Annotated in this window: 9 protein-coding genes and 4 tRNA genes; 11 read left to right on the forward strand and 2 right to left on the reverse strand. The window is 46.3% G+C overall.

Annotated elements, in window-relative coordinates; translation table 11 throughout:
* The first annotated feature begins 246 nt into the window (after nt 1–246).
* Entirely contained in the window at nt 247–1,602 is a 1,356-nt protein-coding gene (locus FJM67_RS16030; protein WP_140591467.1) for a coiled-coil domain-containing protein, read from the forward strand.
* A 3-nt stretch (nt 1,603–1,605) separates the two neighbouring features.
* On the opposite strand, the gene FJM67_RS16035 is transcribed toward FJM67_RS16030, so the two are convergent.
* Nucleotides 1,606–2,055 (reverse strand): regulatory protein RecX, encoded by a 450-nt coding sequence (locus FJM67_RS16035; protein ID WP_140591470.1) that lies wholly within the window; start codon nt 2,053–2,055, stop codon nt 1,606–1,608.
* Between the two features lie 202 nt (nt 2,056–2,257).
* Here FJM67_RS16035 and alaS point away from each other — a divergent pair, with 202 nt between their 5' ends.
* The 7 genes from alaS (at nt 2,258) to FJM67_RS16070 (ending at nt 6,935) form a co-directional block, all read left to right on the forward strand.
* A complete protein-coding gene (gene alaS, locus FJM67_RS16040) occupies nt 2,258–4,876 on the forward strand; it encodes an alanine--tRNA ligase (protein ID WP_140591473.1) in 2,619 nt (872 codons plus the stop codon).
* A gap of 47 nt (nt 4,877–4,923) precedes the next feature.
* Nucleotides 4,924–6,165 (forward strand): aspartate kinase, encoded by a 1,242-nt coding sequence (locus FJM67_RS16045; protein WP_140591475.1) that lies wholly within the window; start codon nt 4,924–4,926, stop codon nt 6,163–6,165.
* A gap of 136 nt (nt 6,166–6,301) precedes the next feature.
* Nucleotides 6,302–6,487: a carbon storage regulator CsrA gene (gene csrA, locus FJM67_RS16050; RefSeq protein WP_140591478.1), complete on the forward strand. Its 186-nt coding sequence runs from the start codon at nt 6,302–6,304 to the stop codon at nt 6,485–6,487.
* Nucleotides 6,488–6,548: 61 nt separating this feature from the next.
* A tRNA-Ser gene (locus tag FJM67_RS16055) sits at nt 6,549–6,639 on the forward strand.
* 5 nt (nt 6,640–6,644) lie between these two features.
* Nucleotides 6,645–6,721 (forward strand) — tRNA-Arg (locus FJM67_RS16060).
* A 37-nt stretch (nt 6,722–6,758) separates the two neighbouring features.
* Nucleotides 6,759–6,835: transfer RNA gene (locus tag FJM67_RS16065), tRNA-Arg, on the forward strand.
* A 23-nt stretch (nt 6,836–6,858) separates the two neighbouring features.
* Nucleotides 6,859–6,935 (forward strand) — tRNA-Arg (locus FJM67_RS16070).
* A gap of 44 nt (nt 6,936–6,979) precedes the next feature.
* Here the strand turns inward: FJM67_RS16070 and FJM67_RS16075 are convergent.
* Complete coding sequence (locus tag FJM67_RS16075) at nt 6,980–7,876, reverse strand: tRNA dihydrouridine synthase (RefSeq protein WP_140591489.1); 897 nt, start codon at nt 7,874–7,876, stop codon at nt 6,980–6,982.
* Between the two features lie 240 nt (nt 7,877–8,116).
* Between FJM67_RS16075 and FJM67_RS16080 the strand changes: the two genes are divergently transcribed.
* The 3 genes from FJM67_RS16080 to FJM67_RS16090 are packed head-to-tail and all read left to right on the forward strand — an operon-like array spanning nt 8,117 to nt 11,373.
* A complete protein-coding gene (locus FJM67_RS16080) occupies nt 8,117–8,368 on the forward strand; it encodes an OadG family protein (protein ID WP_140591481.1) in 252 nt (83 codons plus the stop codon).
* Nucleotides 8,369–8,401: 33 nt separating this feature from the next.
* The gene (gene oadA, locus FJM67_RS16085; RefSeq protein WP_140591483.1) at nt 8,402–10,186 is read left to right on the forward strand and encodes a sodium-extruding oxaloacetate decarboxylase subunit alpha; all 1,785 of its coding nucleotides are present in this window, start codon (nt 8,402–8,404) and stop codon (nt 10,184–10,186) included.
* 14 nt (nt 10,187–10,200) lie between these two features.
* Nucleotides 10,201–11,373 carry a sodium ion-translocating decarboxylase subunit beta gene (locus FJM67_RS16090; protein WP_140591486.1) on the forward strand — a complete coding sequence of 391 codons (1,173 nt, stop codon included), beginning with the start codon at nt 10,201–10,203 and terminating at the stop codon, nt 11,371–11,373.
* The last annotated feature ends 281 nt before the right edge of the window (nt 11,374–11,654 follow it).

Genomic DNA, 11,654 nt, shown 5'->3' on the forward strand with positions numbered 1-11,654 from the left:
GATTTAAAAGAGAAAAAGGAAGGATTTCGGGCATTCCGATCACGTTTTTCGCTATTCCGATCGCCGATTCCGGAGTGGGGCTAAAAGTGATCGGATAATCGCGGAACCGGTGATCGGATTAAACCGAAATGGGCGATCGGATAATCCCGAAATGGCTGGTCGGAATGCTCCGAAATATGCAATAAAGGCCTTGAGTCAGATACTGTATTAGGAAGTTCCAGCGCGCAGACAAAGTGGCTAGAACTTTTGGACGAGCAAATTATTATTTGTGAGCAACTGCTGGCAGAACAGGAAGCCATTTCAGGTGAAGAGGATCTGACGTTGCAATGTTGGGCTACCTACCTACGGATAGAGCGGGCTTTAATAGAGCAGGGCGCTTCCGATCAAGAGCTCGAACCTATGCTGGAGGATTTCCAGTTTGTGGTGGATCGGTTGAAATACGCTCAAGAGGTTGACTTGTTGCTTAAACAACTTGCAGTTAGTAATGATCTCTTAAAGCAGCTCAACAAAGTCGTGCAGCGTACCGGTGAAGCTGTGTTTGAGCAGATGAATATCACTTCAAATCTCAATATGCGCTTAGATAAGCTGCAAAGTAGATTGACGGCAGAGCATGAGCTTGATCTCCAATTATCATTATTCAGAGCGGAAATCGCTTCCATGTTGGAGTTAGGTGAGCGCCTACAACAGGATGTAGAGCAGACCAAAAATCGGTCTAATACTCAAGAATATCTAGATGCTCTAAGCTCGTTTATTGATTCGCTGTCAGAAACGGATTTTATTGATTCCATGCGTGATGAGCTAGATTACAAGCTAACCGAGCTGCGAAATTTGTCAGACTATCAGGCGGATGTCATTCAAGAATTAAAGCAACAGCTGGTAACGGTGAAGGGAGGCAAGACAGGGAATCAACAAGCGAACCAGTATGAAATTGCTTTTGCCCGCTTAGAAAAAGCCTTGCTGGAAAGTAATCGTGTCATTAAGTCGTTAGAGCAGAAACTCGATAGTCTACAAACGGTGCGTTACAACCTAACGGTGGATATACGCAAGCGCGAAGACATCATCAAGCGTAAGACCAATGAGCTAAGTAATGCGAATGGGGAGAAAGAGAGAGTCAACATTCACGACGTCATGGCTCAAGAACAAGTTGCTATGCAGAACCTAGTAGCCATGGTGGATGCTGCCCCCCTAACGCCAGAGTATGAGCAATTTTCTATTAAGCAATCCAGTAAGATAGAGCAGTTACAGCAGATGGTGCGGGAGTCTGAGCTTTATGTGGAAGTGCTTGAGAAAGATCTCAATCAAGCGAAAGAGCAGCAAGACCTGTTGCAGGCCCGTTTAAACGACGAACTCGATGAGTCTGATACTCAGATGACTTCTACAGAGTTGGAAGAAATCGAAAATCTCAAAGAAATTAATGAAGAATTAGAATCGGAGCTAGTTCGCCTACAAAACGAATTGCAGCAGCGGGGAGGGGATAGCGCGGAGTTAGATGCCCTGAAAGAGAAGATCAGTGATTTAGATACTAAAATTGATACCGTGCAGACGAATTACGTGGCAATGGAAGAACGCTATCTCAACGCCTTGATGGATAAAGAGCCTTAGTTGCTACTCTTGTTCCGGTTGATATTCAACAGCAAAACGAATCTCATCAAAGGTGTAGCCACGATACTGTAGATAACGCATTTGCTTACTTTTGTGCTGGTAATTCTCGGCAAGGGCAGGGCCGAACTTGCTGCATTTTGTGTCGTAGGCCAGGGCAAAAAAATCCAGTTCTACGTTCTGCAGCCCTTCATTGATAAGCGGTTGTGACACGCCTTTTTGCCGTAATTCCTGCTGAATGCGATTGCGTCCCATATGTCGTGATGCCTTCGAACGTATATAGTTTTCGGCAAATCTCTGGTCGTTCAGATAGTTGAGCTCTTGTAAGTGCAGAATGATCTCTTCAATTTCTTCTTGCGCATGTCCGTTGCGTTGTAATTTCTGCTTTAGCTCATAGCTGCTATGGTCCCGTGCGGCCAGTATTTGCATAGCGTTATTAAGGATAGCTCTGTTCATAATGAATGATCGATAAATGATTGTAATGCGTAAGTCTACGTACCCAGTTTGTGCCAGTAAATTCAGGCATAATTCTAGATAGTTTTTGCTCAGCTACCTGCTTTGCGTGTACTATTTTTAACTTTCTAATTATCCGCCGTTTAGCTCGGCAGAATAACCCCTAGCGCCAGTTTAATTTAGAGATAAAGAGTCTCCAGCCATTATGAAGAGTTCTGAATTACGTCAGTCATTTTTGTCTTTCTTTGAAAGCAAGCAACACCAGATAGTTGAATCCAGCTCTTTGGTTCCCGGTAATGATCCTACCTTGTTATTTACAAATGCGGGGATGGTTCAGTTTAAAGATGTCTTTCTTGGCGCAGATCAGCGTCCCTACAGTCGGGCAACTACCTCTCAGCGTTGCGTTCGAGCCGGTGGTAAGCATAACGACTTAGAAAATGTGGGTTATACAGCGCGCCACCATACCTTTTTTGAGATGCTTGGTAACTTTAGTTTCGGTGACTACTTCAAAGAAGATGCAATCGCCTATGCTTGGGAATTCTTAACTGGTGTGTTGAAGCTGCCTAAAGAGAAGCTGCTCGTCACTGTCTATGCGGAAGACGATGAAGCATACAGCATTTGGAAAGATAAGATTGGTGTGCCGGTGGAGAAGATCATCCGTATCGGTGACAACAAGGGTGCACGTTACGCATCGGATAACTTCTGGGCGATGGGGGATACAGGCCCATGTGGTCCATGTACTGAAGTGTTTTATGACCATGGCGAGCACATCTGGGGTGGGCCTCCAGGGTCTCCTGAAGAAGATGGCGACCGTTTCATCGAAATTTGGAACGTGGTCTTTATGCAGTTTAACCGTTCCGCTGACGGTACCATGGCGCCATTGCCAAAACCATCGGTAGATACGGGTATGGGGTTGGAGCGTATTTCTGCGATTTTGCAGGGCGTGCACAGCAACTATGAGATTGATCTTTTCCAAAATCTGATTAAAGCCGCAGCCCAAGCGGTTGGCACAGAAGATCTGTCCTCCCAGTCCCTGCGAGTTATTGCCGACCATATTCGTTCGTGTTCCTTCATGATCGTGGATGGCGTAGTGCCTTCCAACGAAGGTCGTGGCTATGTCTTGCGTCGGATTATTCGTCGAGCCCTACGCCACGGTAATAAATTGGGCCAAACTCAACCGTTCTTCTATAAATTGGTTGCGGCCCTCGATGCTGAAATGGGTGAAGCCTACCCCGAATTGCGTAAGCTAGCGGACCGGGTAGCTTCTATCCTACTGAAAGAAGAAGAGCAGTTTGCTAAAACTTTAGATCAGGGTATGCGCATCCTGGAAGAAGCGATTGCTAATCTAGGGGATAGCAAGGTTATCCCAGGGGAGACCATCTTCAAACTATACGACACCTATGGTTTCCCTGCTGATTTGACCAATGATGTTGCCCGTGAAGCAGGTCTTGAGATCGATGAAGCTGGTTTTGAGGTGGCAATGGCAGAACAGCGTGCTCGGGCCCGTTCAGCTAGCAACTTCAGTATGGATATGTCTGGTACAGTGAGCGTAGACGGTAAAACCGAATTTACGGGTTATGCCTACCTAGAAGGTCAAAGTCCAGTAGAGCAAATTTTAGTTGATGGTGTATCAGTAGCGTCGTTGCAAGCCGGAGAGAAAGGCTTGGTGATTTTGGCTGAAACGCCGTTCTATGGTGAGTCCGGTGGCCAGGTCGGTGACCAAGGCTGGTTCCGCGGGCCAGCTGCGGTAAAAGTCACCAACACCACGAAACAAGGCAAAGTTCACTTACATCATGTGGAAGTACGGGAAGGAACCCTCAACGTAGGTGACGTAGTCACAACAGAAGTAGATAAGTCGTTGCGCAACGCTACAGCGCTTAACCACTCGGCTACTCACCTGTTACATGAAGCTCTACGTCGTGTGCTTGGCGATCACGTATTACAAAAAGGTTCCTTGGTGAATGCTGAACGCCTACGCTTCGACTTCTCCCATTTTGAGGGGATGACGCCTGCTGAGCTAGAGCAAGTGGAAGATATGGTAAATGAGCAGATTCGCCTTAACCACGAAACCATTACAGAGGTAATGGATATCGAAGCTGCGAAAGCGAAAGGTGCGCACGCGCTCTTTGGTGAAAAATATGAAGCACAAGTGCGTGTATTGACCATGGGGGCGGACTACTCCATCGAATTGTGTGGTGGTACCCACGTAAAACGCACAGGTGATATCGGCTTGTTCAAGATTGTACAAGAAAGTGGTATCGCAGCGGGTGTGCGTCGTATAGAGGCCTTAACTGGCAAAGCGGCGATTGATGCCACTCGTCAGACAGAAGTGTCCCTGTCAAAAATTGCTGGTTTGTTCAAAGCCAGTAAAGAAGCGGCGCTCGACAAAGTATTGGCGTTAAATGAGCAAGCTCGTGCTATGCAAAAAGAGCTTGAACAGTTGAAGTCTAAACTGGCGGCTCAAGCGGGAGCTGACTTGGCTTCTGGTGCAATAGATATCCCAGGCGGCAAGCTACTGGTGAGCAAAATTGATATTGAAGATCCGAAAGGCTTGCGGGACTTGCTTGATCAACTTAAGAGCAAGCTTGAATCTGCGGTAATTTTGCTAGCAGCAGAGCATGACGGCAAGGTGAGCTTGATTGCGGGCGCGACTAAAGATTTCACGGCTAAAGTGAAAGCTGGTGACTTGATTAAGTTTGCGGCTCCTTTTGTGGATGGTCGTGGTGGCGGTCGTCCTGATATGGCGCAAGCTGGTGGCACTAATCCAGCGGGTATTGATGCCATGCTGGCTGCGGTTCCAGATTGGGTGCAAGAGCAACTGTAATAGAAAACGCGCCCTTTAGAGGGCGCTTTTTGTTTGGGAAAACGAAAATGGCATTGTTAGTTCAAAAATACGGCGGTACTTCAGTCGGTACCGTAGAGCGTATCGAAGCTGTGGCAGATAGGGTGCTGCGGCATAAGTCTCAAGGTGATGATATCGTTGTGGTAGTGTCAGCCATGAGTGGCGAAACTAATCGGCTGATTGCTTTAGCAAAAGACATTCAGCAGGTGCCTGATGAGCGTGAAATGGATGTTTTGCTATCAACAGGAGAGCAGGTAACTATCGCACTGCTCTCAATGGCGCTGAAAAAGCGTGGTCTAGATGCCCGTTCTTATACGGGTAGTCAAGTGCGTATCACCACTGATAGCGCCCACGGTAAAGCCCGTATTCGTAGCATAGACACAGAGTCAATGCGCACGGATCTCGATGCCGGGAAAGTCGTAGTGGTGGCAGGTTTTCAGGGGGCTGACGAAAACGGCAATATTACCACCTTAGGGCGCGGCGGTTCCGATACCACCGGTGTAGCCTTGGCCGCAGCGCTTAAAGCCGATGAGTGTCAAATCTATACCGATGTGGATGGTGTTTACACTACCGATCCTCGCGTGGTGGACAGTGCCAGACGTTTAGACAAAATTACTTTTGAAGAAATGTTAGAGATGGCTAGCCTTGGTTCCAAAGTATTGCAAATTCGGTCAGTAGAGTTTGCCGGAAAATACCAAGTGCCACTACGTGTTCTTTCCAGCTTTACTGAGGGTGAAGGAACTCTGATAACAACTGAGGAGACGAATAAAATGGAGCAGCCAGCTGTTTCTGGAATCGCTTTTAACCGCGACGAAGCAAAATTAACCATAAAAGAAGTGCCAGATTTACCAGGTATTGCCTTTAGTATTCTTGGGCCTATCAGTGAGGCCAATATCGAAGTAGACATGATAGTGCAGAACGTATCTGTAGAAGGGACAACAGATTTTACCTTTACCGTTCACAGAAACGACTACACTAAGGCGCATTCGGTGTTGGAGCAGGTGGCACAGACACTTGGCGCTAAGCAGGTAGTCGGCGACGCCAAGATTGCTAAAGTTTCTATAGTGGGTGTAGGTATGCGCTCTCACGCTGGAGTAGCGAGTACTATGTTTAAGGCATTGGCCTCAGAATCAATAAATATTCAACTTATCTCCACATCTGAGATTAAAGTATCTGTCATTATTGATGAGAAATACTTGGAGTTGGCGGTCAGAACGTTACATTCCGCTTTCAAACTTAACGAAACTGATGGTGCCGTTAGCGAAGAGTAACAATTAGTCACAACAACCTTGAGGTAACGACTGGCGCCTAAGTTCGTAAGCAGCTACAATTCGTTTTGTAGGATAATTCCTACAAAAGTGTAGGTTGAAACCTAAATTACATACAGGGAAATAGGGAGAGCTTAATATGCTAATTCTTACTCGTCGCGTTGGTGAAACACTAATGGTTGGTGATGACGTTTCTGTTACTGTGCTTGGCGTTAAAGGTAACCAAGTACGTATCGGCATCAATGCACCTAAAGATGTATCTGTTCACCGTGAAGAAATCTACCTTCGCATTCAAAAAGAACAGGATGAAGACGGACAAGACTAATTAAGTCAAAAAAAGTCTTTACAAAACAATTGGGGTGTCTATAATACGCCGCACTTGTTTCGGAGAGTTGGCCGAGTGGCCGAAGGCGCTCCCCTGCTAAGGGAGTATGGGTTAATCACTCATCGAGGGTTCGAATCCCTCACTCTCCGCCATTTACGCATCCGTAGCTCAGCTGGATAGAGTACTCGGCTACGAACCGAGCGGTCGGAGGTTCGAATCCTCCCGGATGCGCCATTTCAAGCAAGTCACTGTGTAAAGATTTAAATGTCACGCATCCGTAGCTCAGCTGGATAGAGTACTCGGCTACGAACCGAGCGGTCGGAGGTTCGAATCCTCCCGGATGCGCCATTTAATCGATACTTCTACTCTGTGCATCCGTAGCTCAGCTGGATAGAGTACTCGGCTACGAACCGAGCGGTCGGAGGTTCGAATCCTCCCGGATGCGCCATTAGAATTCCCCCTTTCTTTTTCTTCACCTATTTTTTCATTTTTCTAAAAGTGTTTTAGCATTTCATTTAGGTTTGATGCTTTTCGGATTTCCGGCAGCTTATCGGCAATCTGAGGCCAATCTTGTCTCAGGTGTGCGCACCACTGCTTCATTCGGCCTAAAGTGGAGAAGTCATCATAATTGGATACTAGCTTTTCGCAGTAGCCATGTATTAATTCCACTAAGTCCTGATATTCATATACTTTTCCGGTGCGTAAGTGCTGAAACAGAAATGGGTTGTTGAGACTGCCGCGCCCTATCATAAAATGTTGGCAGCCTGTGATCTTTCTGCATTGTTCTAAGCTTTCTCGGGAATAGATATCGCCATTAGCGATAATTGTCATCGTGGTTTTTTCTTTAGCCAATTTGATTTTTTCCCAGCGAGCCGGTGGGCGATAGCCATCGCTTTTCGTGCGGCCATGGATGGTGAGGGTGCTAGCGCCGCCACTGGAGATAGCATCGATATTTTCCCAAAGTAAGTTTTCATCCTCGTAACCCAGGCGCATTTTGGCAGAAAGAGGGACTTCATCTGGAATTGCGCCGCGAATACTTTTCACTATTTGATAAAGCTGATCAGGGAACTGCAATAAAAAAGACCCGCCCCCGTGGCCATTAACTCGTTTGGCGGGGCAGCCGAAGTTAATGTCTATATGAGTGGCTCCTGCAGCCACCGCATTACTTGCACTAGCGCTCATGGTTAAGCTATTGCTTCCCAGTAGCTGTACATGAACAGGGTGCCCAGTTTCCGTTTGGCAGCCATTGTTTAGCTCTGGTATGCGATTGGCAAAGGTTTTGCTGGGAACCGCATATTCTGTAACCCTTACAAACTCTGAGACTAGGTAATTCATTCCCCCAACTTCCGATAAAAGTTGCCGCATTGTGTGATCCATGACACCTTCCATTGGCGCTACGGCCAGTATTATCGAATCTAAGAGGGAAATGGATGTGGTGTCGGTAGGGTGCTGAAAAGCTGGGGAATTGTTCACTGATTTGATCAAACTGTTATGCAAAAAAAATATGAAACTGTTCTGCTTTGTGGTAAAAATGAGCAGGCAATGTAAACGATTGTGTCTTAATTCGAGAATAGACCACATTCGTCACGTCCGTACAAGATTAATCATCCAAATCCAGGTAGGCGTTTAATGGATAATTTACTTAGTGATGGCTTCGGGCTAATGATTCTGGGCATGGGATTCGTATACGTATTCCTGATAGTGCTGATTTTTGCGACAACCTTCATGTCCAAAATGATTAATCAGTACTTTCCTGCACCAGCGCCAGTACAAGCTAAAAAACCGTCCTCGGCAAATGCTCAGGCATCTAGCCGCCAGACAGTGGATCCGACGATTGCTGCTGCAATCGCAGCAGCGATTCACCAACACCGACAACGTTAATTCGTTACTAACTGATTATCAGAGGCTGATACGATGACTACAACCAAACAACCTCTAGGCATTACTGATGTCGTGTTGCGCGATGCGCACCAATCTCTATTTGCGACTCGTTTACGTCTGGATGATATGCTGCCGATTGCGGAGAAACTAGATCAAGTGGGCTTTTGGTCTCTTGAGTCTTGGGGTGGCGCGACCTTCGATTCTTGCATCCGCTTTATTGGTGAAGATCCGTGGGATCGTATCCGCGAACTAAAAAAAGCGATGCCAAACACGCCACAGCAAATGCTGCTACGTGGTCAGAATTTGCTTGGTTACCGTCATTATGCAGACGACGTTGTGACTAAATTTGTCGAGCGTGCTGCTAAAAATGGCGTAGATGTATTTCGTATTTTTGACGCGATGAATGATCCCCGCAACCTTGAAACTGCTATTAAGGCGGTAAAAGCGGAAGGTAAGCATGCCCAAGGTACGATTTCTTACACCAAGAGTCGTGTGCACACCCTGAAAAACTGGGTTGATTATGCGAAAACTCTTGAGGATATGGGCGCTGATTCCATTGCTATCAAAGATATGTCCGGTATTTTGACGCCGTACGATGCTTTTGAGTTGGTTAGCCAGTTAAAAGCTCAAACCGAGCTTGAAGTCCAGTTGCATGCCCATGCTACCTCTGGCTTGTCTGATATGACGATTCTAAAGGCAGCTGAAGCGGGTGTGGATCGAGTTGATACTGCTATCTCCTCTATGTCAATGACGTACGGACATACTGCTACCGAGTCAGTAGTTGCTGCATTGCAAGGTACGGATCGTGATACTGGTTTAGATTTAACGAAGTTAGAAGAAATTGCAGCGTACTTCCGTGAAGTGCGTAAAAAATATGCCAAATTTGAAGGTTCTCTACGAGGTACAGATTCTCGTATTTTGATCGCTCAAGTGCCAGGTGGCATGTTGACCAATATGGAAAACCAGCTACGCGAACAGGGTGCTGCTGACAAGTTTGATGCCGTATTAGAAGAAATTCCACGTGTACGTGAAGATTTAGGGTTGATTCCACTGGTAACGCCTACTTCCCAAATTGTCGGTACTCAGGCTGTTCTTAACGTCTTAACTGGCGAGCGCTACAAGTCAATTTCTAAAGAGACGGCTGGTATTCTGAAAGGCGAGTACGGTGCTGCTCCAGCAGAGTTCAACAAAGAGCTACAAGCGCGTGTTCTTGATGGTGCTGAAGCGATTACATGTCGCCCAGCAGATTTGCTAGAACCTGAAATGGATAAGTTAACGGCTGAATTAAAACAGCTAGCTAGCGATAAAGGCATCAAACTGTCAACCGATACAATCGATGACGTACTCACTTATGCATTGTTCCCGCAGATTGGTTTGAAGTTCCTACAAAATCGTGGTGACGCCAGTGCGTTTGAACTAGTACCAACCCTGGAGTCTGCGAAACCTGCTCCAGCTAAGCAAGAAGGGCCAGCGGTATATACCGTAAATGTGTCAGGTCAGTCTTTTGTGGTTGAAGTAACCGATGGTGGCGATATTTCTCAAATTCAGCCTATTGGGAATGCTGTTTCTGCGCCTTCTGCTCCGGCTACACCTGCTCCATCAACGGGTGGCGAAGAAGTGCCTGCTCCACTTGCAGGTAATATCTTTAAAGTTTTGGTGTCTCCCGGTCAGCAAGTCAGCGAGGGTGATACCTTGATGATTATGGAAGCGATGAAAATGGAAACTGAAATTTCAGCACCTAAATCTGGCACTGTGGGTAGCATCCTTGTGAAAGAGGGTGATGCGGTTCAAGTTGGTCAGGCATTGCTAACCCTTTAAGGTATTGAATTCCAATGGAACATAAATTAATTAACCTTTACCACGACACAGGTATCTACCAGCTGCAATTAGGGCAGCTGGTTATGATTGCTGTAGGTTTGCTGTTGATCTATTTGGCGATCAAAAAAGGCTTTGAACCATTGTTGTTATTACCAATAGGCGTTGGCGCTATTTTGGTAAATATTCCTGGTGCAGGTTTTATGGCAGCTCCTGTCTATGATGCAGCAGGTCATATGGTGTCACCAGGTGGTTTGCAGTATTACATTTATCACGGTGGCATTGAAACTGGCTTATTCCCATTGATGATTTTTATGGGCGTTGGAGCCATGACGGACTTTGGGCCAATGTTGGCAAATCCAAAGACGCTATTGTTAGGGGCGGCAGCACAGTTTGGCATTTTTGCCACGGTAATTGGCGCAGTATTGTTGGGTGCAGCTGGAATCATGGATTTCACGCTGGCTGATGCTGCCGCTATCGGTATCATTGGTGGTGCTGATGGCCCAACGGCGATATTTGTGGCAAGTCGTTTGGCTCCTGATTTGTTAGGTGCGATTGCGGTTGCAGCATACTCCTATATGGCGTTGGTGCCTTTGATTCAGCCGCCAATCATGCGAGCTTTAACTTCGGTAGAAGAGCGTTCGATTAAAATGGAGCAGCTGCGTCCGGTATCGAAAACTGAGAAGATTGTATTTCCGATAGTGGTATTGCTGCTTGTAGCGATGTTCTTGCCTTCGGCAGCACCACTTTTGGGTATGTTCTGTTTTGGTAACTTGATGCGTGAGTGTGGTGTTGTGGATCGTCTAAGTGATACAGCTCAAAATGCTCTCATTAATATTGTGACCATATTCTTGGGGTTAGGTGTAGGTTCTAAGTTGAGCTCTGAGGCATTCTTGAATGTAGAAACTCTTGGGATTTTGTCATTAGGCCTTGTTGCCTTCTCAATCGGTACGGCTGCAGGTGTGTTGATGGCGAAAATGTTGAATAAGTTTTCAGCAACGCCTATTAACCCGCTTATTGGTGCAGCGGGCGTGTCAGCCGTACCAATGGCTGCTCGCGTGGCGAACAAAGTTGGTTTGGAAGCTAATAAGCAGAACTTCCTGTTAATGCATGCTATGGGGCCAAACGTGGCAGGCGTTATCGGATCTGCAGTAGCGGCCGGTGTAATGCTCAGTTACGTAGGTGGCTAATTCAAGTTAGTCTGTAGCGTTATCAAAAGGCTCATCATTGTGATGGGCCTTTTGTTTTTGACAGTATGATTAAAGTTTTTTTGAATTATTTTGAAAAAGTGCTTGCGTTAAAAAATCGCGACGGTAATATACTCACCCACTGACACGGCAGGCCGATAAGTACTGCAAAACACTGGCTAGATTAGCTAATGTTTGAGGTGTCACCGCTCTTTAAAATAGATAATCAGATAATTTGTGTGGGCGCTCGCTGGAGACTTCTCAAAAAACTTGAAGTCTTATAC

Origin of the sequence: Maribrevibacterium harenarium (assembly GCF_006385675.1) — a bacterium.
In the GTDB taxonomy this organism is placed as follows: domain Bacteria; phylum Pseudomonadota; class Gammaproteobacteria; order Pseudomonadales; family Marinomonadaceae; genus Marinomonas; species Marinomonas harenarium.

What these genes read in the sequence shown, in the direction of transcription:
- FJM67_RS16035 (WP_140591470.1), bottom strand. Translation starts at nt 2,055, where the DNA reads ATGAACAGAGCTATCCTTAATAACGCTATGCAAATACTGGCCGCACGG.
- alaS (WP_140591473.1), top strand. Translation starts at nt 2,258, where the DNA reads ATGAAGAGTTCTGAATTACGTCAGTCATTTTTGTCTTTCTTTGAAAGC.
- FJM67_RS16045 (WP_140591475.1), top strand. Translation starts at nt 4,924, where the DNA reads ATGGCATTGTTAGTTCAAAAATACGGCGGTACTTCAGTCGGTACCGTA.
- csrA (WP_140591478.1), top strand. Translation starts at nt 6,302, where the DNA reads ATGCTAATTCTTACTCGTCGCGTTGGTGAAACACTAATGGTTGGTGAT.
- FJM67_RS16075 (WP_140591489.1), bottom strand. Translation starts at nt 7,876, where the DNA reads ATGGAAGGTGTCATGGATCACACAATGCGGCAACTTTTATCGGAAGTT.
- FJM67_RS16080 (WP_140591481.1), top strand. Translation starts at nt 8,117, where the DNA reads ATGGATAATTTACTTAGTGATGGCTTCGGGCTAATGATTCTGGGCATG.
- oadA (WP_140591483.1), top strand. Translation starts at nt 8,402, where the DNA reads ATGACTACAACCAAACAACCTCTAGGCATTACTGATGTCGTGTTGCGC.
- FJM67_RS16090 (WP_140591486.1), top strand. Translation starts at nt 10,201, where the DNA reads ATGGAACATAAATTAATTAACCTTTACCACGACACAGGTATCTACCAG.